Annotated in this window: 20 protein-coding genes and 9 tRNA genes; 24 read left to right on the forward strand and 5 right to left on the reverse strand. The window is 58.8% G+C overall.

Annotation, left to right across the window (positions count from 1 at the left end):
- Window positions 1-79: 79 nt before the first annotated feature.
- Window positions 80-436, forward strand: a complete 357-nt coding sequence (locus tag BM357_RS19455; RefSeq protein WP_139234739.1) for a hypothetical protein — start codon at window positions 80-82, stop codon at window positions 434-436.
- Between the two features lie 401 nt (window positions 437-837).
- Here BM357_RS19455 and BM357_RS20750 read toward each other — a convergent pair whose 3' ends face one another.
- Window positions 838-1,476, reverse strand: coding sequence for a GNAT family N-acetyltransferase (locus BM357_RS20750; RefSeq protein ID WP_083430560.1), 639 nt, complete (start codon window positions 1,474-1,476; stop codon window positions 838-840).
- Between the two features lie 375 nt (window positions 1,477-1,851).
- Here BM357_RS20750 and BM357_RS20505 point away from each other — a divergent pair, with 375 nt between their 5' ends.
- The gene (locus BM357_RS20505) at window positions 1,852-2,496 is read left to right on the forward strand and encodes a methylated-DNA--[protein]-cysteine S-methyltransferase (RefSeq protein ID WP_074955059.1); all 645 of its coding nucleotides are present in this window, start codon (window positions 1,852-1,854) and stop codon (window positions 2,494-2,496) included.
- Window positions 2,497-2,571: 75 nt separating this feature from the next.
- On the opposite strand, the gene BM357_RS14590 is transcribed toward BM357_RS20505, so the two are convergent.
- Window positions 2,572-3,402 (reverse strand): YitT family protein, encoded by an 831-nt coding sequence (locus BM357_RS14590; protein ID WP_245784028.1) that lies wholly within the window; start codon window positions 3,400-3,402, stop codon window positions 2,572-2,574.
- Between the two features lie 180 nt (window positions 3,403-3,582).
- Here BM357_RS14590 and BM357_RS14595 point away from each other — a divergent pair, with 180 nt between their 5' ends.
- The 11 genes from BM357_RS14595 to BM357_RS19460 all read left to right on the forward strand — a co-directional run bounded on the left by BM357_RS14595 (window position 3,583) and on the right by BM357_RS19460 (window position 6,079).
- Window positions 3,583-3,777, forward strand: coding sequence for an alpha/beta-type small acid-soluble spore protein (locus BM357_RS14595; protein ID WP_074955065.1), 195 nt, complete (start codon window positions 3,583-3,585; stop codon window positions 3,775-3,777).
- Window positions 3,778-4,072: 295 nt separating this feature from the next.
- Window positions 4,073-4,149 (forward strand) — tRNA-Arg (locus BM357_RS14600).
- A gap of 4 nt (window positions 4,150-4,153) precedes the next feature.
- Window positions 4,154-4,236 (forward strand) — tRNA-Leu (locus BM357_RS14605).
- Between the two features lie 4 nt (window positions 4,237-4,240).
- A tRNA-Ala gene (locus BM357_RS14610) sits at window positions 4,241-4,316 on the forward strand.
- A gap of 3 nt (window positions 4,317-4,319) precedes the next feature.
- Window positions 4,320-4,394: transfer RNA gene (locus BM357_RS14615), tRNA-Asn, on the forward strand.
- A gap of 49 nt (window positions 4,395-4,443) precedes the next feature.
- Window positions 4,444-4,518: transfer RNA gene (locus BM357_RS14620), tRNA-Glu, on the forward strand.
- A gap of 2 nt (window positions 4,519-4,520) precedes the next feature.
- Window positions 4,521-4,595, forward strand: a tRNA-Val gene (locus tag BM357_RS14625).
- Window positions 4,596-4,625: 30 nt separating this feature from the next.
- Window positions 4,626-4,701, forward strand: a tRNA-Met gene (locus tag BM357_RS14630).
- A 3-nt stretch (window positions 4,702-4,704) separates the two neighbouring features.
- Window positions 4,705-4,781: transfer RNA gene (locus tag BM357_RS14635), tRNA-Asp, on the forward strand.
- Window positions 4,782-4,786: 5 nt separating this feature from the next.
- Window positions 4,787-4,863, forward strand: a tRNA-Ile gene (locus BM357_RS14640).
- Window positions 4,864-5,071: 208 nt separating this feature from the next.
- Window positions 5,072-6,079, forward strand: a complete 1,008-nt coding sequence (locus BM357_RS19460; RefSeq protein WP_245784029.1) for a DUF2653 family protein — start codon at window positions 5,072-5,074, stop codon at window positions 6,077-6,079.
- 163 nt (window positions 6,080-6,242) lie between these two features.
- On the opposite strand, the gene BM357_RS14655 is transcribed toward BM357_RS19460, so the two are convergent.
- Entirely contained in the window at window positions 6,243-6,989 is a 747-nt protein-coding gene (locus BM357_RS14655) for a helix-turn-helix transcriptional regulator (protein ID WP_139234741.1), read from the reverse strand.
- Between the two features lie 93 nt (window positions 6,990-7,082).
- Between BM357_RS14655 and BM357_RS14660 the strand changes: the two genes are divergently transcribed.
- The 3 genes from BM357_RS14660 (at window position 7,083) to BM357_RS14675 (ending at window position 10,488) form a co-directional block, all read left to right on the forward strand.
- Window positions 7,083-8,540: an MFS transporter gene (locus BM357_RS14660; RefSeq protein ID WP_074955077.1), complete on the forward strand. Its 1,458-nt coding sequence runs from the start codon at window positions 7,083-7,085 to the stop codon at window positions 8,538-8,540.
- 570 nt (window positions 8,541-9,110) lie between these two features.
- Window positions 9,111-9,902, forward strand: a complete 792-nt coding sequence (locus BM357_RS14670) for an MFS transporter (RefSeq protein WP_074955080.1) — start codon at window positions 9,111-9,113, stop codon at window positions 9,900-9,902.
- Window positions 9,856-10,488: a TetR family transcriptional regulator gene (locus tag BM357_RS14675; protein ID WP_074955083.1), complete on the forward strand. Its 633-nt coding sequence runs from the start codon at window positions 9,856-9,858 to the stop codon at window positions 10,486-10,488. Before BM357_RS14670 ends, BM357_RS14675 begins: the two co-directional genes overlap by 47 nt.
- A gap of 95 nt (window positions 10,489-10,583) precedes the next feature.
- Here BM357_RS14675 and BM357_RS14680 read toward each other — a convergent pair whose 3' ends face one another.
- A complete protein-coding gene (locus BM357_RS14680) occupies window positions 10,584-11,084 on the reverse strand; it encodes a GNAT family N-acetyltransferase (RefSeq protein ID WP_074955205.1) in 501 nt (166 codons plus the stop codon).
- A 406-nt stretch (window positions 11,085-11,490) separates the two neighbouring features.
- Window positions 11,491-11,721: a DUF3892 domain-containing protein gene (locus BM357_RS14685; protein WP_074955086.1), complete on the reverse strand. Its 231-nt coding sequence runs from the start codon at window positions 11,719-11,721 to the stop codon at window positions 11,491-11,493.
- Between the two features lie 565 nt (window positions 11,722-12,286).
- Between BM357_RS14685 and BM357_RS14695 the strand changes: the two genes are divergently transcribed.
- From BM357_RS14695 to BM357_RS14730, 8 genes are read left to right on the forward strand one after another with little or no spacing between them, the layout of a single operon-like run.
- On the forward strand, window positions 12,287-13,339 hold the full coding sequence (locus tag BM357_RS14695) for a Gfo/Idh/MocA family protein (protein ID WP_074955091.1): 1,053 nt from the start codon (window positions 12,287-12,289) through the stop codon (window positions 13,337-13,339).
- A 13-nt stretch (window positions 13,340-13,352) separates the two neighbouring features.
- Window positions 13,353-14,306 carry an NAD-dependent epimerase/dehydratase family protein gene (locus BM357_RS14700; protein ID WP_074955094.1) on the forward strand — a complete coding sequence of 318 codons (954 nt, stop codon included), beginning with the start codon at window positions 13,353-13,355 and terminating at the stop codon, window positions 14,304-14,306.
- A gap of 20 nt (window positions 14,307-14,326) precedes the next feature.
- The gene (locus BM357_RS14705) at window positions 14,327-15,076 is read left to right on the forward strand and encodes a DapH/DapD/GlmU-related protein (protein ID WP_245784022.1); all 750 of its coding nucleotides are present in this window, start codon (window positions 14,327-14,329) and stop codon (window positions 15,074-15,076) included.
- Between the two features lie 24 nt (window positions 15,077-15,100).
- Window positions 15,101-16,213, forward strand: a complete 1,113-nt coding sequence (locus BM357_RS14710) for a DegT/DnrJ/EryC1/StrS family aminotransferase (protein ID WP_074955097.1) — start codon at window positions 15,101-15,103, stop codon at window positions 16,211-16,213.
- A gap of 58 nt (window positions 16,214-16,271) precedes the next feature.
- The gene (locus tag BM357_RS14715) at window positions 16,272-17,279 is read left to right on the forward strand and encodes a glycosyltransferase (RefSeq protein ID WP_074955100.1); all 1,008 of its coding nucleotides are present in this window, start codon (window positions 16,272-16,274) and stop codon (window positions 17,277-17,279) included.
- Between the two features lie 55 nt (window positions 17,280-17,334).
- Window positions 17,335-18,288: a DUF4855 domain-containing protein gene (locus BM357_RS14720; protein WP_245784030.1), complete on the forward strand. Its 954-nt coding sequence runs from the start codon at window positions 17,335-17,337 to the stop codon at window positions 18,286-18,288.
- Complete coding sequence (locus BM357_RS14725) at window positions 18,285-19,295, forward strand: glycosyltransferase family 4 protein (RefSeq protein ID WP_074955106.1); 1,011 nt, start codon at window positions 18,285-18,287, stop codon at window positions 19,293-19,295. Before BM357_RS14720 ends, BM357_RS14725 begins: the two co-directional genes overlap by 4 nt.
- 37 nt (window positions 19,296-19,332) lie before the next feature.
- Entirely contained in the window at window positions 19,333-20,361 is a 1,029-nt protein-coding gene (locus BM357_RS14730; RefSeq protein WP_074955109.1) for a DUF4855 domain-containing protein, read from the forward strand.
- The last annotated feature ends 57 nt before the right edge of the window (window positions 20,362-20,418 follow it).

Below are 20,418 nucleotides of genomic sequence, written 5' to 3' on the forward strand. Positions count from 1 at the left end.
ACGACGGTCGATATAATCCCCCCAACGGGGCAAAGCCAGCGACGTCACAAATTAGACACAAACGGTGAAATTACACCACTTGACGGGACACTACCAACCCCTGTTGAAGCTGGGGACACAAGCCACCCATCCGGATGCCCTGCCCGGGCCGGAGACCGTTCCGGCGGCCATGCAGCCGTATTTCGAAGACATTTTCATTGTGAATGGTGAGGGTGAAGTACACTACCATTCGCCTCATATTGTCGTCGAATTTATCGTCAACATCGTGAATGCGTTTGAAGAACAAACCGCTTCTCTTCCGTGGCGTGCTCGACAGGATTTGATAGACGAACTGATCCACAGAGGGGAGGAGATTTGCAGAAAGTATCCGCCAGAGGCCTTGGTGGAAAGACATCCGGGACAACTGATTCGAGCCGTCGCGAAGTCTGAGGCATAGGGTACATGCACGTTGTAACGGTGACCAACCCAATGTGCTGCACCATCGTCTCTGTGACATAGGGGTGGTGGAAGGCGGGATGATCCATGAATACAGCCATGTGTATTTCTTGTCGTCGCTTTCGTGACAAGGACGATATGGCTCGAATCTTCACGACCGGATTCACCAGACTGGACGGTGTCGATCACCCCCTCGGCGTGTGCAAAGAATGCGAAGCGCGGCGCGGCGGTCCAGAACGGGTCCGCCATCCGGACCTGCGGAGTGGTCATGAGGGTGGACGGGATGTATGGCGTGCGAGCGAGTAATGGGGGTCCGCTTGGATGGGACCGGGTTCACCCTCGTGTCTGTGGCCGGCGTGTCGTCATGTCCTTCAGGCGACGGTTGCCGTTTCAGTCGTGGTATCAGTCGTGATGGCGGTGGAAGGCGTATCGGAGAAGGTGCGTCTTGTATCCCAAGAAGTCATCTTCTTTCTCGTCTATAATTTGAAATGCATGCCGTTCATAGAAGCGTCTCCCAATGGTGTTTTCTCGTTCAACCCATGCGGTCAACTCGTGGAGACATGGGACGGTTTGCAACAGGTGATGGAGGAATGCCGAACCAACCCCCGTGCCGTGAGCTCGTGGTACTGCGTATATCCGAACGAGCTCAAAGGACGTGTCACGGTTCGGATGTGGGACGACCTGCGAAAAGGCGATGACTTCGCCATTGGAGTCCGTGGCCACGTGGAAAAGCGGATGGGTTCGTTTGTGGTCCCTGGCGATGGACCCCGTCAAGTTTTCCACCGAATAGGCGGTCGTGACGAATTGATGGATGATGTCCTCAGGGTAAATGGATTGGTACGTGTGTCTCCACGATTCCATGGCAACGGACGCAATGGAATCCGTGTCACCGAATTCTGCCGGACGGATTTGATAGTGTTTCACACGCTCACCCCTTTTTCTAAATGATATACCGAAAAACAACATCAAGTGTGAACACAGCGAAAGAAGGACCCGCAGAAGCGGGTCCAGGGGATGGTCGATGCGACAAAGGTTGTTCATGGGCCGGGTCAGTACCCACCGCCTGGTACGAGCAGAATGAACAGCACGAAGATAATCAGAAACACCACCGCCCAACGGGTGACACCGCCAAACACGCCGCCGTCGTACATGGACCAGCACCCCCCTTGCTGTGAGGTATGGTTACCATATGCATGCTTGGACAATGAAGAATAGGAAACCAGTCCTACGTCAGAAGCGGATATTCCATTCGAGGCACATTCCATTTTGGCGTACGATGACGCGCTGCTCCCGCATCGACGTCCCTTTTTGGTTCGCAAGGAGTGATGGACTTCTCCTCTGCGTCATCCACAGTGGCGTGCGGGTGGTTTACACTGAGGACAAGTCGACATCGAAGGACGATGGGAGGGGACGGACGTGGCGCTCTTGAAGGAGACCGTGTTCTGGGGACGGGTGGAACACGAAGACTGGACGCTGTACTTGGTCGTGCACCAGGATGGCAAGTTGTGTTGTGTCACTGTCCCTGGTGAGGCGTTTGAGGCCGTGGAGATGTGGATTCAACGGCACCATCCGGGGGCGGATCTCGTTTTTGATCCGGACGCGACGCGGAGGTGTCGGGAGGAACTGCTGGAGTATCTGCGGGGTGAGCGGCGCACGTTCACGGTGCCGTTGGCCGCCCATGGTACCCCGTTTCAGACTCGGGTGTGGCAAACGTTGATGCAGATCCCGTATGGAGAGGTCTGGACGTACGCCGACGTGGCCCGGGCCATCGGGCGGCCGACGGCGGTTCGGGCGGTGGCGGCGGCCAACGGAGCGAATCCTGTGCCCATCGTGGTACCGTGCCACCGCGTCATTGGGAGCGACGGCTCATTGACGGGATACAGCGGAGGGCTGTACATCAAAGCCCGGCTGCTGGAACTGGAAGGGCATCGGTTGTGGAACGGGAAACGAGCGGTGTCCGCGGGGGAGATCGCCGCCCTCACGTCACGGACGCGCGTGGTGCCTGCTGCGTTGCGGGAGCAGTCCGACGTATTCGACGCGCCGGGTATTTTGCGGGATTGAGCCCATCCACCAGGGGGGTGACACCAGGGTGCGGACCGCTGGCACGGCCGCACCCTGTATTTCGGTCTGCAGGGCTCAGTGGATGCTCTTTTTCTTGAACCGGCCGCCGCGGACCTCCGCGATGGGAGCGATGGCCAAGAAAGCGTCCTCGTCCAGGTCTTCGACGATGGATTTGAGTTTCGCTTCCTCCAGTCGGGAGATGACGCTGAACAACACCTTCTTGTCGTCTCCCGTGAACGCCCCCTCTCCTTGGAGATAGGTGACGCCGCGCCCGAGCCGGTGAAGCATGGCTTCGCCGATTTCCCGGTATTTGTCGCTGATGATCCAGACCGATTTGGTCTCCTCGAAGCCTGTCGTGACCACGTCGATGGTCTTGAAGGCGATGAAGTAGGCGATGAGGGAGTACATGGCACGATTCCATCCGAAGAAGAACCCGGCGCTGCCGAGGATAAAGATATTCATAAACATGATCAACTGTCCGATGGACCAAGGGAGTCGGCGGTTCAGAACGACCGCGACCACCTCGGTTCCGTCCGACGATCCGCCGCTGCGGATGACGAGCCCCACCCCGATGCCTACGATGATGCCGCCAAACACCGTGGCCAGCAGCGGATCGTCCGTCACGCCGGGAACAGGTACCAGTAAGGTCGCCGTGACGGACAACACGACGATGGAGAACAGTGTGGACCAGGCGAAGGTGCGACCAATCTGCTGGTAGCCGACGATGAGAAACGGCAGGTTCAACACGAAGAGGAAGACGCCCAGACGAATGCCCGTGACATGGGCGAGGATGATGGAGATCCCGGTGATCCCGCCGTCGATGATGTCGTTGGGGATGAGGAACTCCTCAAGGCCGACCGCGGCCAGGGCGGCGCCCACCAGCATCGCGATCACGCGCTGAATCATCTTCACCCGGTGCTTTCGTCTGACGTTCACGGCATGTCCGACTCCTTCTGTCACAGAGGTTGGGATCAATGTCATCAGTTACCCCCTTTTGGTGAGATTCATGTGCGTGGTCACACGTATATCGGCGATTGGGCCGCAGATACTACAACTGCACCCAACCAAAAAGGAGGATGATCCAAGATGCCGAACCGGAATCAGTACGTAACTCCGCAGGTGGGTAATGCGTTGGCACAGATGAAATACGAAATCGCAACCGAGTTTGGTGTGAACCTGGGCGGTGAGACCACATCGCGGGAAAACGGATCGGTCGGTGGTGAGATCACCAAGCGGCTCGTGGCATTCGCCGAGCAACATCTGTCTGGTCCGCTGCGTTGACGGTGCGCGACGCGGAACGGGAAAGGTTCCTTCTTCAGGATACCATAATGTCAAGCGGCTAAACAATTGTTCTCCACCGCCCTGCTTCGGCAGGGCGTTGCTTTGTCAAAGGGATGTGCCGCGCCCCGGTTCGCGGTAAAACAGGCGCGGAGCAGGACCTTCTAATTTCCATGATTTTCTTCGAAAAAAGGTGTTGCAAACCGAAGGGCAGGTCCGTATAATAAGCCTTGTCGCTCGGCTGGCACGGCAAACGAGCCCGACAGTCGGAGCGGCAACGGAAAGAACAACAAAGCATGCGCCCGTAGCTCAGTTGGATAGAGTGCTTGACTACGAATCAAGAGGTCGGGAGTTCGAATCTCTCCGGGCGCACCAAGTTGCCGAAGTGGCGGAATTGGCAGACGCACACGACTCAAAATCGTGCGGGAAACCGTGCCGGTTCGAGTCCGGCCTTCGGCACCAGCGTGGGGCTATAGCTCAGTTGGGAGAGCGCCAGAATCGCACTCTGGAGGCCAGCGGTTCGAATCCGCTTAGCTCCACCACGATCCTCGATAGCTCAGCGGTAGAGCATCCGGCTGTTAACCGGAGGGTCGCAGGTTCGAATCCTGCTCGGGGAGCCAGCGTTCGCCTGCCGCGGTGTTTCCCGGAAATGCGTGCCGCGGCCGACGAGGCCCCATGGTCAAGCGGTTAAGACACCGCCCTTTCACGGCGGTAACGGGGGTTCGAGTCCCCCTGGGGTCACCAGCGGGCGGTTAGCTCAGCGGGAGAGCACTCGCCTCACACGCGAGGGGTCGGCAGTTCGATCCTGCCACCGCCCACCACAATTGAATCGTCCCTTATACGGGATGCGACGCGGGGTGGAGCAGTTGGCAGCTCGTCGGGCTCATAACCCGAAGGTCGCAGGTTCGAGTCCTGCCCCCGCAACCAACTGGAGCTGTGGTGTAGAGGCCTAACATGCCAGCCTGTCACGCTGGAGACCGCGGGTTCGAATCCCGTCAGCTCCGCCAATCAAGGGCCTATAGCTCAGCTGGCTAGAGCGCACGACTGATAATCGTGAGGTCAGAGGTTCGAGTCCTCTTAGGCCCACCAGCTGAATATCCAGTCTCGGAAGAACCCTTGGGATCTCAAGGGTTCTTCTTTTTGTTGTTGGGAGTTACAAGAGAGACAAGATGCTACGGGTCGTTCGTCCTTTGCTGAGTGCTTGACGGTCGCGGGGTGCGCAACACCACGAATGTCCGAATCCGAAGCTCGCGGGATGTGCTATCATGCACGGTGAGGGAGGGGCGATTTCGTGCAGATGCGCCGGTGGATTTTGACCATGGCCGCCTGTCTGTTGCTGGTTCAGCCCACGATTGCTCACGCGGCCACCTATCGAGGCGGAAGCACCTACTCGTCGAGGGTGTCGAGTTCTTCCGCGTTCAGCAGCGGAGGGTCAAGCAGCGGTTCCGCGTATCCCTCCAGCTACGCCGGTTCGTCGCCAAGTGCTGGCTCCGTGTCGGGGAGCCGGGCTGCAGTGGGGTCGAGCGTCGGGGCGACGGAGGGTTCCAGTTCTTCGTACCGCTCCGGGTACACCACTCCGTCTTCGAGCGCCGGTACGAAGACCCGTTCGAGCTCCACGTATCATTCCGGGTACCAGTCGCCGTCACCGAGCGTCCGGACGCCCAATTCCGGGTACACGTCTGGCGCTGTGCAGAGGCCGTCGTTGTCAACCGGGCACGTGGCGTCGTTTGGAGCGGGGATGTTGTTGGGCAGCATGCTGCACCCGTTCGGCTGGGGATGGTCGGCACCGTACGCCGCAGCGCCGGTATACGCGTCTGGGGGAATCGGGGCGACACCTGCGGGGATGGCTGTGGCTGCTCCGGGGTGGTCATGGGTCGGCACGATCCTTGACTTGATTTTGTTGGCCGCCGTGGTGCTGGCGATTGTGGCACTGGTACGGCGTCGTCGAAGGAAGCGCGCGGGCGTGTTCGCAACCGTATCGCCGGGCGTGACGGATCCTTCGGGGGCTGGTATGGCGATGTATCTGGACGAACAAGCGATGGTCGATGCCTGCTGCGAATACGTCGCGCGGCGGGAAGGTTGCGCGCCGCAACAGGTCGAGGTGGACCTGCAGTTTGACAATGGCCGGTTTGCGGCGGACGCGAGAATCAGCGGCTGGCGGCACCGGGCACTGAGCCAGCAGGACCTGGTGGACGCAGTGGCGGAGTTTGTCGCGGAACGGGAGTCCGTGTCTCCACACCGGGTTCGGGTGGATTTACAGTTTTCGGAGCAACTTGGGGTCACGGCGGATGCTGTGGTGGTGTAAGGACCGAGAATTCAGGGCGCCGTCAGAGACGGCGCTTTTCTTTTGCCATAGGAGCTCCCTGGGGCGAGGGAGTGCTGGCAGGAAATCCGCAATCCACTCTCGGAGTCAACGGCATTCGGATGACGAAAAGGTCAAAATGAACGGCGCTGAACCCCGACTATCGTCAGGAACCGGGGGCTTCAGAAGCTCGATGACCATGGTATTTTTGAACCCAATCCGACCAAAATGCCTGCAAATTGAACGCACTTGACCGAACAAACGACTCGGTGGTCAACCGAAAATCCCGCATGCGTGCGATTCGAAACGCGCGCATGTTGTCTCCGTCCGTCGCGACGAGAAACCACAAACCCGCTTTCGACACGAGGCCATACGGTTGAACACGCCAAGACGATGTCATTCCCTGCGCGGACTCGTAGACAAATTCAACGACGCACTGCGTGGCAATTGCCCGCTTCGCCATCCGGATGAATTCCGGACTTCCGGATTCCGCATGCCAAGGGGTGGGATCGAGGTGAATGCTGTTCTGAATCCACCTGGCCTGCCTCTGTTTGTCCGGCGGCAGCGTGTGCAACAATTTTAGGAAAACGGTACGCAGAGGCAGCACACCTGCGAGATCGCGAAATCCCATGCTGCACAAATTCATCAACAGCGACTCGAGTTCTGTGTCGCTCATCGAGCGAGTCAGTGCCTCCACGGTGGACTCAAATCCCTCGGCCAGTTGAAACCCACCACCGGCACCTGCGTCTGAGACGATGGGCACACCGATGGCGCTCAGTGCGTCGATGTCGCGATAGATGGTTCGTTCAGACACCTCAACCCGCCGCGCAAGTTCCCGCGCTGTCAATTTCCCCTCGGTTCGCAGATACATCAGAATGGCCAGGAGTCGATCCGCACGCATCCGCCTGCTCACCCTCCCCAACGAAATCACTGACACTGGATGTCAACAATCCCATGTTACGCTACCAAGGTGAATTCGAACAACCGATGTGAACGAGGGTACACCATGAACTGGATTCGCGTTGGATTCGGAGGCCATCGCACCGTTCGATTGCTGCAGTGCGTTGCACTGTTGCACAGCATCTGTCAGGGGATTTCGGTGGTGGATGTCAGTCTCTACCTCCAATCATTGGGATGGAACGGACTTGCCATCGGCGGTGTCCTCGCGGTCTCCGGCGTGTTTCGGAGCCTGTGGACGGTGTTCTCTGGAGATCTCACTCAATATCTCGGTGCAAAGCGTTTTATCATGAGCTTCCATCTGTTGTCCGGCGCTGCAGCGCTCGTGCTCTCGGTCACGGCAAATCCAGTTGCGATTTGTTGTGCCACCAGCTTGGCTGGCTTCGGGCGCGGCCACAGTGGATCCGGCGGCCCCACATCGCCCATCGAGCGGGCATGGTTGCGGGCCTATACGCGCCAGCGTGATGCCCGCGCAACCAGTGTCATCTTTGGCATGAACGCGGCCCTGGGGTACCTGGGGATGTGTATCGGATCCCTGATTGCCGCACTTCCCTCGGGCCTCAAAGTTTGGTTTTCGGGAGCCATCGCGTATCGCCCCGTGTTCGTCGTCGTGGCTGTCCTGTCCTTCGCATGTTCATGGATCATTCATCTGGCATCGGGTGGCGAACGCAAGCAGCGCCGAAGCGTACAACCATCGTCGGACCATGACGGTGCCGACGTCACTGGACGCCGTTCGAACAATCGCGGTGCATGCTCGAATCTGCTGGTGGTGGCTCTCATTGTTATCGTTGTGACCGTCACGACATCCCATTGGAATCGTTGGTTTCCGCGCGCTGAAAGGATAGGCCCTTTGGTCCCTGTTCTGGCGGTTCTCATCCTCTTCGTTGGAAAATTGTCCTACCGTTATGCGGTTCTCGCGTGGCATTTGTCCAAGGGTCAGTCCATCAGCCGTCGGGACACTTCGTCTGGGCAGCAGGCGCACGCACCCAATCCGTTGGTCAATCCCATCAACAGCGTTGCCGTTGCGCTCTCCAGCACCATGACATCCTACTGGTTCTCCGCCCGCTTTCATGCGAACGAGGCGCTGATTGGGCTCGTCATTTCACTCTCCTATCTGGCCACCGGCGTGATGGCCGTGGTCCATACGCACCTGTCCAATCGGTTGGGTCAGGTCAAATCATTGGTGGTCACGCAACTGTACGGCGCCTTGCTTGTGCTCGCACTGCCATTCGCACCGTGGTTCTGGCTCGCTGCCGTGCTCAATGCGGCGTGCATGTCCCTCAATCTGGGCAGTCGAGGAAGTCGTTCCCTGGTCCTGACCGCTCGCCCACGACAGCCGCGTTCCTGGCAGCAGCGCGTGACCTCGGTACTGGTCCTGACGCTGACCACGGGCGCCTGGCCTGTGGCATTCGGTCATATGTTGGATGAGGGAGAGTACATCCTGCCATTCAGCATCGCCGCGTCTGTCCAATTCTTGTCCGCGTTGTGGTTGCGGGAGATACGTTGAAGCCTCCAACGCACCTCTGTGAAGGGGAAGTTGGCGACACGGTGGGATCGAACCAAATCCTCAAAGGAGTGCAGAGAGTCGACAGACACCCCCTCCCACGAGGATGGGGGCTTTGCTGCCGAACTGATTGGAAGTCGACGCGTTCTCATAAAAAATTCTCCGCCACCCTCTTGAAAACGACACACATGTCGCTTATTCTCATAAACGACACATGTGTCGTTTATTTTGATTCGGTTCTGGGAGTGGGAATCTTGATAGGGAATCAGCGGGCGGCGACAGGGATATTTCATTTCAGGGATTACCGGTACCTAACCCTTGCTCAGGTCATCTCAAGTCTCGGGGATTGGTTGGATTACTTGGCACTTCTGGCACTGGTGGGACTCAAGTGGAACGCGTCCCCGATGGAAATTGGGCTCTGCATTTTCGCATTCGCGGCACCGGCGGTTGTGTTGGGCCCGGTCGCGGGCGTCATTGCCGACAGGATGGAGCGAAAGACGCTCATGATTGTGTCAGACTTGGTGAGAGCGGGACTCGTCCTCTCCATCGTATGGGTGACGTCTATCTGGGGTTTTGGTCGCTGTGTTTTCAATCCACACGGCGTTCTACATCGATGCCATGAGCTTTTTATGCTCCGCCTTGTTGCTCACGCAATTGTCGCGATGGGCGTCAAAGCAGAAGACCGGCCAGGGCAAAGAGCGGATGTGGCAACAGCTTGTCGAGGGCACCAAGTTCATCCGGAAGGATGCCGTCCTCTGGTACGGCACACTGGTTCTCGGGGCCATTCTCCTTGCCGTGATGGTGGCGGACTCTCAACTGACGGTGCTGTTGCGCCAGATTCCACACATGTCGCCGACGTTCATCGCGATCGCCATGGCGGCCTCGGGGATTGGGATGTTGCTTGGTGCTGGTGTACTGAGCCAGCGATCCACTCGGTCGGTGATGGCTGCGTTGGGAAGCGGATCGGCAGGGATTGGGGTGGTATACGGATTCGCGGCCAACTTCACGCACGTGAGCATCACACTTGCGTGGGCCCTTCTTCCTGCGCTGTTTCTGGTCGGTGGCGCGTGTGCGGCATTGGTCTTTATCCCATTTCAAGCCGCCATGCAGAAGCGGACGCCGGTTGAGTTCACGGGACGGGTGTTTGGTACACTGAACAGTGTCATGACCTTGTCCACGATTCTCGGACCGGTCGTGGGAGGCATTCTGGTGACCACTTGCGGCGTCGTCGGCGCATTCTTGGGATGTGGCATCGCGCTGGTGATGCTCGGACTCGTCATTCTCGCCATAAAGAACAAGATTGAACCGAGGGATTCATATGTCGCCGAAAGTAACGGAGGAACACAAGGAGCAACGGAAGCGTGAAATCGTCGAAGCGGCGAAGCGCGTGTTCAAACGCAAGGGGTTCGCCCAGGCGACGATGCACGATATCGTTGAAGAATCGGGCATGAGCCGCGGCGGAGTGTACATGTACTTTTCCAGCAAGGAGGAGATCTTTGACGCCATCCTCGAGCAGAACGACGCAGAATTGTTTGCTGGCATTCGGGAGATGGTGGATAGGCACGAGACCATGTGGGGAGTCGTTGAGGAATTCATCGAGATGGCGGAACACGAACTGCCGAACGTCACCCATGACATCGGTCCCGTGGTGTACGAAGTCTTGATGGGTTCCTGGAGAGACGAAGAAAAAAGGGCGTTGGCGAAACAGCGTTATCAACAGACGGTCGACATGTACGTCAGCATCCTTCAGCACGGAGTAGAGAGTGGGGAGTTTCGTCCGATACTCCCCATTGAGGATATCGCAAAGTCCACGCTATCGTTCATTGATGGATTGACGTTGCACATTCTCCATCTTGGCCGCGAATCCATAAATCTGCGCGGTCAACTGACGGCTCTGAAGGCGTATTTGAGGCACGCCTTGCAGGTGCAAGGAGGCGGGGACGGAATGTAGTTGAATGGCCGAATTCGTCCGTCCGGCTCGATCCCGCTCTCTGTTGGTGATCAACGCAACGAAGAACATTGGTCCGGATCGGCGCCTGGCACATATTAAAGTAATTTCGCCATCCAATATTCGTCCACATACCTGCCATCGACAAACAGCGTCTCCCGTGCGATCCCTTCAACCTCGAAGCCCATCTTGCGATACAAAGCGATCGCCGTCCCATTGTGTGTCATCACGGTGAGTTCGAGTCGATGTGCCCCAACGCTGCGAGCCCACTCCTCCATCGTTTGGAACAATGCGGTGCCAATACCCTGCCCGGCGTACGCCTGCAACACACCGATCACGAGATACACGGTGTGGCGATTTCGCCGTAGCCGACCACCGTATGCCTGCAAATGCCCGACAAGCTGATGGTCAGACTCTGCCACGAAAATCATTTGGTTATCCGTCTTCAATATCGACTCGATTTGCTTCCGCTGTTCAGCGATCGTTGTGGTTCGTTCGCCCGGTTCATAGAGCATAAACGATGTTTCGCGATCCAGACGACGGCAGAGTTCAAGGTATGGTTCAGCGTCGGTGGCCGCTATGGGTCGAATCTTGTACATCGGTTTCCCCTCTCGTTCCTTCCCGGAGAGCACATGGACGGGGTTGATCTCCACTTTGAACTGTCTCGTCTTGGCAAAGCGAAATTTGCCCGAATCCAGTCACGCGGAAGTCATTGCAATTGTTCTTTATCAGATTAACTTAGATGACGCGGTTTTGCATGGGGGGTTTCCGTAGGATTGGGGGATAGCCCACCGTCTCGAAATGGTCTTCGTATACTCTGGAATCCAGACTTCGCCCCCCGTTCCGCCGGCCAACAGGACACTGGTCGACTGTGGGGGACGTGCATGCAACATTTCAAAATGGTGGGGAGACAGATTGAGGAGGGATGCCAGACGAGGTCCGCGGAAACAGGGCGCAGAGTCCACAGCGCGGTCCAGCCACAGATTTGAACCAGGTTGCCTGTTTCTAGAACTCCGGGAGCTGATCAAGATTGTTCCCTTCGGCGTATTCGGTTGATCCTGCCGCGTCGCGGATCTCCCAGGTGCCGTCTGCGTGTACGTCGGACAGCGAATCCACTTCGCCATTCTGGGCCATCGTGCGTGCTTCGTCAATGGACACCACACGGCCGTCGTTCGTTAACAGGTGCGTGATGTTGCCGCGCCCATCCTTGCGGACACGGACAAATTTGGTTCCCATGTGCATCCCCCTTCAGGAAGATGGTGTGAACATCATCCTGATATCCTCCGCTAGGTCTCGTACTCGTATGTACCCGAAAACGGCTCATGGATGCAGATGGTCAATACATCTCAAAGAGGCCCAGAAAACGGTTTGTGAATCCACAAAACTTCCACGTCGATACCCCTTGAATGAATCCAACCCATGAAGGGCGTCAGAGAAGATCGCATGCCAGTGACGTGAATCCGCCGCAGATAGGGTCCAATTTGTCCACATTGGCCCCTTGTCGGTCTCATCTCTCCTCATCGGCTCGTACGATGGCTTGAACATCGAAACGAAGGGGGAGAGGGAGAGTGCATCCAGAGCGTTCGCAGGATTCGGTCGGACACGCAGATGAGGGCGGGCCCGGCTTCGTCGGATCGCCGATGGCGATGCCGTTTGCGAAGACAGGTCCGCGCGTCACGGGTCTCGATGCGGATCTTGCCATGATATCGATTCATGCGCTTTCGGTTGCCGCGGACGCGGACATCCGGATGGCTGATGTGTCGGCGCAGTTTAACGGGGGTTCGGCGCTGAGGTGGTGCCCATGAACGTCGCCATCATTGGCTGTGGATACATTGGCGAGAAACACGTTCAGGGGCTGGCGCAGGTGCCCGGTATCCGGCTGAGCGCTGTCTGCGACACCGAAGTCCGCCGCGCAGAGGAGTTCGCGGACAGGTACCGCCGTCTGGCGGACCGGGCGGACACGGATCCGGTGCAGGTGTGCAGTACCTACGGATTGCTCTTGGAGGACAGCCGGATTGACGCGGTGTCCATCACCGTGCCGAGCGGATTGCATGCGACCATCGCGATGGCCGCCTTGAGGGCCGGAAAACACGTCATTCTGGAAAAGCCGATGGCGCTCTCAACGGGAGAGGCCAGGTCCCTGGTGGCGCTGTCTGTGGAGACGGGACGCAAACTGGCCGTCTGCCACCAGAAGCGGTTCTACCCTCATCTGCAGCATATCCGGACCTTGGTGGCCAGCGGCAGGCTGGGTCAGATTGTCTTTGGCACGGTGTCACTGGCCTACAACCGGACAGACGAGTATTACCAATCGATTCCGTGGCGCGGCACCTGGGCGATGGACGGGGGGGTGCTGTTGAATCAAGCGATTCACGACATCGATCTCTTGCTTTGGTTCATGGGGAACCCCGTATCGGTGCTGGGACAGGTTCAACGGTTGCTGAGACCGATGGAGGCGGAGGACACGGCCGCGGCGGTGGTGGCGATGGCGGACGGGGGAATCGCGGCCGTCACGGCCACCGTTTGCGCGCCGAAGGGCCACTCGGAAGAATACATGACCCTGGTCGGAACGCGCGGCGCATTGACACTGTCCGGAAAGACGATGCAACCCACGTCCTGGAAAGTGGAGGAAGAGCCCGTTCCGGAATTCGTGGACGTCGATCCGTACGCGCGATTGTACAAGGATTTTTCCGAGGCGGTTGCGGAGAATCGCGATCCCTTTGTCAGCGGCAAGGAAGCGCTGCCCGCGTTGGAGACCATTTTCGGCGTCTACTCATCGTCGCTGCGGCGAAGCGGGGTTCGCCTGCCCGCGGAAGATGTATCCACGCTGCAGATGAACAACGTGTTCACATCGTAGGGAGGAAGCATGCGTGTACGAAGGGGCCAACATTCTCGTGACAGGTGGTGCCGGCTTTCTCGGGAGCCGGCTGGTTGAACGATTGGCGGTCAATGCCGGCCACGTCTGGGTGGTGGACGACCTGTCGACGGGGCGGGCCGAAGCACTGCCCAGCTCAAGGAACGTCACCTTCATCAAGGGCTCGGTGAGCGACGGATGTCTGCTCCGAGAACTCCTCTCGGACGTCGACTACGTCTTTCACTTCGCCGCCAGGAACATTGTCTTGTCCGTTCAACAACCGGAATCCGACTACCTGGTCAACACCCACGGCACCGTGCAACTGCTGTTGAACAGTCTGGCGCACCGCGGGCGAATCCGCAGATGGGTGTATGCGTCGACAGCGTCCGTCTATGGAAACAGCCCGGTAATGCCCATCAAGGAAGGAACGTACGACGTGTCCGTTCCGTACGCAGCCAGCAAATTGGCCGGAGAGCTGTTTGCCGTGGCGTACGGCCGGTCGTTCGGTCTGCCCGTGACGTGTCTTCGGTTTTCCAATGTCTACGGTCCTGGTCAAACGAGTTCCAATCCGTACTGCGGAGTGGTCTCCAAATTCATGCAGGCAATCCTGGACGGCGAGCCGTTGACCATCTATGGCGACGGTACGCAAACCCGGGATTTCACCTTCGTCGACGACGCCATTCAGGCCGCGCTCCTGGCAGGGGTATCGGAACGGACCACGGGCCGGGTGTTGAATGTGGGGACTGGCATTGAAACGCCGGTAAACACCCTCGCTCAGCTTGTCATGAACACCACCGGGAATCCCCGCCATCCGGTCGTACACCGCGAGAAGCGGAAAGTGGACGGCATCTACCGAAGAGTCATGGACGCGACAGCCCTGCGGTCCTTGACCGGTTGGCAGCCGATTCACACGTTGGACAGCGGATTGAAAATCACGTGGGAATGGTTCTTGAACCAACACCGGAGCTGAACGGATGGGAGGTGGGTGCCGTGCAGGAATATGTGATTCATCCGACTGCGCGGGTCGGGGAGCGGTGCAGAATCGGCTGGCATGTGGTCATCCATGACCATGTCGTGATTGGCGATGACGTCGAGATTGGCGACAACGTCGTCATTCACGAACGTACCGAGATTGGGAGCCGGACCACCGTGGGGGCGAACAGCGTGTTGGGGAAACCACCGATGACGAATCGCCGCATCAAGAGAAAACCGCAACTCACAGAGCCCCTGCGTATCGGCGCGGATGCCGCCATCGGTTCGTGCGCCGTCCTGTCCGCCGGATCGGTTCTGGAAGACGGTGTCTTGGTAGGAGATCTCGCATCGGTTCGGGAAGGCGTCTTCGTCGGAGCCGATTCGGTCATCGGCAGGTGTGCCACGGTTGAACTGAATACCCGCATCGGCAAACGGGTCGTGATTCAGACCGGTGCGTACATCACGGGGGATTCGGTCTTGGAGGACGACGTGTTTGTGGGACCGGAGGTGTCCACGTCGAACGACAAGTTCATGGGGCTGGTCCCCTACCCATACCGCGGTCCCTGCATCGAAACGGGAGCGCGCATTGGGAACAACGCCACGCTCCTCCCGGGGGTGCGCGTCGGGGCGGGAGCCATTGTGGGAGCGGGGGCCGTGGTGACGCGTGACGTCCCTCCACATGTGGTCGTGGTCGGTGTCCCCGCTCACGGAACGGGAAAGCGGCTGGCGGCCGGGGACGCAGACATGAGTCCGCCGCCTGAACGGTGAGGCAGTGAACAAGGGGGAAGACCGGTGAAGGTACCGTTCATGGATCTCAGTGACCCGTCGGAGGAAGTGAGACAGGAGCTCCGGACCGCTGTGGAACGCGTCCTGAACAGTGGGCACTACATCTTGGGAAGTGAAGTCTCGGCGCTGGAGCAAGAAGTCCCGGCCTATTGCGGCACCCGGTTCGGTGTGGCGGTCGGAAACGGGACGGACGCCTTGGTCTTGTCCCTGTACGCGCTCGGGGTGGGCAAGGGGGACGAGGTCATCACCAGCCCCTTCACGTTTTTCGCCACCGTCGAAGCCATTCTGCAGGTCGGCGCGGTTCCCGTGTTTGCCGACGTGGACCCGCACACGTTCACCATCACGGCAAAGACCGTCGAAGCGCGAATCACCCGGAGGACCAAGGCCATCCTCCCCGTGCACATCTTTGGGCTCATGGCGGATATGCCGGGGCTGCTCCAACTGGCCAAGGCATACCGCTTGCTCATCCTGGAGGACGCGTGCCAAGCGATTGGGGCGACCTGGGAGGGAAACGGTCCCGGTTTTTACGGCAACGCGGCGACCCTGTCCTTTTTCCCGACCAAGAACCTGGGCGGGTGTGGAGACGGAGGCATGATTTTGACGCAGGATGCAGGGCTGGCGCAGCGGCTGCGCCGCCTGCGCGTTCACGGGAGTGTGCAGAAATACGTGCATGAGGAGGTGGGGTGGAATAGCCGCTTGGACGAAATTCAGGCCGCTCTCTTGCGGGTGAAGCTGAGGAAGTTGGACGAATGGACGGAGCGGCGGCGGTCTTTGGCGCGGCGCTACGACGAAGGACTTCGCGGCCTGCCGCTGCAGGTACCCGTCACTCCCGAACAGGTACGGCACGTGTATCACCTGTACACCATCGTGACGGAGCCGCGAGACGCGCTCAAAGCCGCACTGGCGAAGCAGGGTATTGAGACCCAGGTGTACTATCCGTTGCCGATGCACCTGCAGCCCGCTCTGCGCGGACTCGGATATCAACCGGGGGATTTTCCGGTCGCCGAGCACCTCGCTGAACACTGTCTGTCGTTGCCGCTGTATCCGTGGCTCAGAACCGACCACCAGGACCACGTCATCGAGTCGATTCGCCGTTTTTCGGCGAACGCTGAATCCTGACAGAGCCAGGCCACAGCATAGGTTCCGCTGCCATCATCCCAGAAGAAACGGCAGGTGAATGACGGTGCCTACAGTGCTGCACGCTCCTATTGAAATTGCCGGTCAGATGGGAACGCTCTGCCAGGGTCTGCGCAATTTTGGCTGGACAGCGAACGGATACAACTGGTTTCATACCTACCTTCAATACGACAGTCCGATTGTCCAGACCGACGCCTATGAATTGATGCACGTGTTTGAACCCTTGGTGAGAGCGGCCGATATCATTCATTTTCACAACGGAGACACGATGTTGACGGACTATCGTGACCTGCCGATGTTGAAGGCGTTGGGAAAACCCATGGTCATGCATCACTGGGGCAACGACGTGCGCGACGTGGAAACCCTCAATCGGAGACTGAAGTATCCGTTGCCGCCTTCGTACCATACGCCTGACGAGATTCGTGCCAAACTGGCCACGCTGTCGCAGTATATCGATCACGCCATCATCCAGGACCATGAACTGTATGAATTTATCGCTCCCTACTACAAGCGGGTGTACGAGTTGCCGTTGGTGGTGGACACGAAAGCGCTCCAGCCCGTCTACCCGAATGTGTCCAATCCTTGTCCGCTGATTGTGCACGCTCCGACGAGTGACGAGTTCAAAGGCACCCGCTACGTGGAGAGGGCCATCGACAACCTCAGGAGCCGGTATCGGTTTGAATACAAGCGCATTGAAAAGATGAACCACAAAGCGGCGATGAGTTGGTATGAACGGGCGGACATCGTCATTGATCAAGTGATGTGCGGGACGTACGGTCTGCTGAGCGTGGAAGCCATGGCGATGGGCAAACCGGTGATTGCCTACATCCGGGACGACCTGCGCCCCACCTATCCCGGCCCGCTTCCCATCGTGTCCGCCGACCCAGATACGCTGGAGGTCAACGTGGCCGCCCTGATTTCCGATCCCGGCCGCAGGCGGGCGCTCGGCATGCAGGGGCGGCGGTACGCCGAGCAGTACCACGATACGGGTGTGGTCGTCCAACGGCTCATTCGGATTTACGAAGAAATCTTGCAGGAGAAGCAGTAAGGGAGGAGTGTCCGTGGCGTTTCTGACCGCGGTGGAGTCAGGTGTTCAACCGCACATGATCCGGTGTGGCATCCTCTGCTCCCCCTCGGCACCCCGGTGCCGGCGCTGGAGGGTTGACCAGCTCCTTCCCTGTCTCGCCTTTGTGCAGTCCGGTAAAGTTCTGGACCAATGTTTCGAAGGCGTCCTGTTTGAAGCGGATCTCTCGTGTCGGGGTGAAATGATCTCGCCCCGATCCATGGGATTTGGTCAACCTCCGACGGCAAGGACCTGGCTGGATGTTGTCGAGGAGTTGTTTCGTCCGGAGCAGAACGTCCCAGCCTTGCTGCAGACCTCGCAACGGCTGCCTGCCGGGAGGCAGGTTGACCTTTGGATTGCCCTGCCGTATCCGTTCGAAAATCAACCCGGATTCGGAACGGTCCGAGGCAAGCGACTGAACTTTCAGAGCAACCCGGAGCACAGAACCGAGGCTGTGGTGTGGTGGATGGAACAGGTTTGCAGACGCTGGCAGAGGACGTCGCGGCGCGTGCCGTCGCACCGCGTGGTGTTTCGCGGATTCGCCTGGACGCGAAGCATGTTGTGGCCGGCGGATCACGGCGTGATCCGGGAGGTCGCCGAGTGGGTCCACCGAAACCAACTGAAGCTGATGTGGTGTTATCACGACAGGACGGAGGGCGCTGACAGCGCGGGTGAACTCGGTTTCGATCTGTGCCTGAACCGGCCACTCCTCGCCCGCGGCATCCACCGCATCGACGCCGCGGCGGCATTTGCCGAACAGCACGGGCATGGGGTGATCCTCGCCTGGGATGGAGCGAGGTGTCCTGATTCATTGACCGAGGTGCTGCAGGCCGTTCGCAACCGGATCCGCGAGGCGGTTCAACTGCTGGAACTGCCTTTTGGTGTGGTGGGCCAGTGGTGTCAGCAAGCCGAGCCTGCGTATCGCGCATTGTACCAGTACATCCGCGGGATCGAGGCCCAGAACGGGGATTCGAAGGGGGGTGCGCGGACATGAGAGTTCTCCAATGTCCGACCGAGATTGCGGGTCAGATGGGGATCTTGACAAAGGCACTGGCGCGAGCGGGCATCGAGTCGACCGCCTACAACACGTTTCACAGTTATCTGGGGTACCGCGATCACATTTACAACGTCGACCCGTACGAACTCGAAGCGATGATGGGCGATGCCATCCAGCACTTCGACGTGTTTCACTTTCACTACGGGCAGACGATGGCTCCAGACTTCGCGGACCTGCCGGAGATTTTCCGCCTCGGAAAACCGATGGTGATGCACCACTGGGGAAACGATGTTCGGACCCACGCGTTGGCTTCGGCCAACAATCCGTACGTGTATACGGGGGATTCACCCCCGCCGGAGCAAATTCACCAAACGCTGACGCAGATCACACGATATGTCCGGCACGCCATTGTGCAGGACCACGAGGTCTATGCTTACGTCGCTTCCTACTACAAACGCGTGCACGTCGTGCCCATTGCATTGGATGTTCGCTCGATCCAGCCTAGCCCTCCTTCAGTGAAGGAGGACCGGCCGTTGATTGTACACGCACCCACGAATCCCCTCTTCAAGGGCACCGCGTACATCGAGGAGGCCATCGAGACACTCCGCGAGCAAGGTCTGCGTTTCAGGTACCAGCGAGTGGAAAACGTCAGCAACCAAGAGGCGTTGGCTTTGTACCGCAGTGCCGACATCGTGGTGGATCAGATTCTGTGCGGATCGTACGGCCTGTTGGCGGTGGAATCGATGAGCCTCGGCAAACCCGTGGTCGGGTACATTCGGGAAGACCTGGTGAAGACATTTCCGGAGACTCCGCCGATTGTTTCGGCCAACCCGGACCAGGTGTACGATGCGCTGAAGGAACTCATCCAGAACCCGGTGCTGCGCGTGGAGAAAGGAAGACAGGGAAGGCTGTACGCCGAACGGCACCATGCGGCTGAAGTGGTGGCGCAGCAGTTGCTTCGCGTGTACAGGGAGATTTCCAACGAAGTGGATGTGAGGTCGTGAATCCAGCGAGACCAGCCATGAAGGAGCGTTCATCGTGATGGAGAAACCGAGCCCCAACCCATACCTTCCGTGGAACGTTCACGACAACGAGAGCCCGGTCGTTCATCTCAGGTGCGGCGACGACCTCCTCCGCAGCGGGTATCGCCGATGGAGTGCCGCCGACTTGGCGGACCATCTGTTTTACTGGATAGACGGCCGTCCCTGTGACACCCTGTTTCGCGCTTTTGTCTTTTCTCCGAATCGGGCGCTCAGCGGTCGCTTTCTGAACCCGGTGTTCACGGGGTTCGAACCGGCGTCGAACGAGACCGATTGGGTAGAGTGGTTGGATGAACTGTTCCGTCCCGGCTTTCATTTACACGCGCTGAAGGATGTGGCGCAACAGTCGCCGGTGCCCTGCATGCCCGTGGATGTCTGGATCACGCTGCCGTATCCCGACGCGCGCCAGTCCGACTTTGGAGCGGTGAACGGCTTGGCGCTCGACTTCCAGCGGAATGTGCACCGGCTGACGGCCGTCAACTGGTGGATAGGCCAGTTTGTCTCGCGCTGGATGACATCCGGGCTGGAGGGACCCCTCCGCTTGCGGGGCTTTCGTTGGCCGCGGGAAGTGATCGGGGATGTGGACGTCGATTTTGTGCCCTTGGTGAGCACGGTGGTGCGTGCGTTCGGCAGGCAATTCATGTGGCTCACCAACTACGGTGCGGGCCATTCCACCGAATGGTCCGACCTCGGTTTCGACGTGATTGCTTTGCATCCCAACTATTCCGGGAATACGGCACTGGACTGGAACTGGATTGACCACGCGGCCACGTTTGCAAGGGCCTATCGGTGCGGCATACAAGTCGTGTGCGGGAAGGGGTTGCTGTATGACGAGAACCACATCTATGACTACTTCAACCGTGGGTTGCCTGCCTATAACGGATATATGCGCACGGCCTTTACGGTGATGACCTTCGACCAGGTGAGTCCACGTGAACTCTACGAGACCCGGCTTCCCGTCTACATTGCCGTGTACAGCTTCGTGAAAGGCATCTATCAGAAATGGACGTATCCGAACATGCGATACTGACGAGGTTGGCGGGGATTGCCCTGCGCCTGTGCCGGTGGGTAAGACGCATCGCAAAAC

Origin of the sequence: Paenalicyclobacillus macrosporangiidus (assembly GCF_900116805.1) — a bacterium.
GTDB classification, from domain to species: Bacteria; Bacillota; Bacilli; order Alicyclobacillales; family Alicyclobacillaceae; genus Alicyclobacillus_H; species Alicyclobacillus_H macrosporangiidus.

Excerpts from the sequence above, each read along its gene's own strand:
- BM357_RS14715 (WP_074955100.1), top strand. The coding sequence starts at position 16,272 with ATGACGGTGCCTACAGTGCTGCACGCTCCTATTGAAATTGCCGGTCAG.
- BM357_RS14675 (WP_074955083.1), top strand. The coding sequence starts at position 9,856 with ATGTCGCCGAAAGTAACGGAGGAACACAAGGAGCAACGGAAGCGTGAA.
- BM357_RS14660 (WP_074955077.1), top strand. The coding sequence starts at position 7,083 with ATGAACTGGATTCGCGTTGGATTCGGAGGCCATCGCACCGTTCGATTG.
- BM357_RS19460 (WP_245784029.1), top strand. The coding sequence starts at position 5,072 with ATGCGCCGGTGGATTTTGACCATGGCCGCCTGTCTGTTGCTGGTTCAG.
- BM357_RS14725 (WP_074955106.1), top strand. The coding sequence starts at position 18,285 with ATGAGAGTTCTCCAATGTCCGACCGAGATTGCGGGTCAGATGGGGATC.
- BM357_RS14695 (WP_074955091.1), top strand. The coding sequence starts at position 12,287 with ATGAACGTCGCCATCATTGGCTGTGGATACATTGGCGAGAAACACGTT.
- BM357_RS14730 (WP_074955109.1), top strand. The coding sequence starts at position 19,333 with ATGGAGAAACCGAGCCCCAACCCATACCTTCCGTGGAACGTTCACGAC.
- BM357_RS14685 (WP_074955086.1), bottom strand. The coding sequence starts at position 11,721 with ATGGGAACCAAATTTGTCCGTGTCCGCAAGGATGGGCGCGGCAACATC.
- BM357_RS14595 (WP_074955065.1), top strand. The coding sequence starts at position 3,583 with ATGCCGAACCGGAATCAGTACGTAACTCCGCAGGTGGGTAATGCGTTG.
- BM357_RS20750 (WP_083430560.1), bottom strand. The coding sequence starts at position 1,476 with ATGAACAACCTTTGTCGCATCGACCATCCCCTGGACCCGCTTCTGCGG.
- BM357_RS14680 (WP_074955205.1), bottom strand. The coding sequence starts at position 11,084 with ATGTACAAGATTCGACCCATAGCGGCCACCGACGCTGAACCATACCTT.
- BM357_RS14720 (WP_245784030.1), top strand. The coding sequence starts at position 17,335 with ATGATCCGGTGTGGCATCCTCTGCTCCCCCTCGGCACCCCGGTGCCGG.
- BM357_RS14590 (WP_245784028.1), bottom strand. The coding sequence starts at position 3,402 with ATGATTCAGCGCGTGATCGCGATGCTGGTGGGCGCCGCCCTGGCCGCG.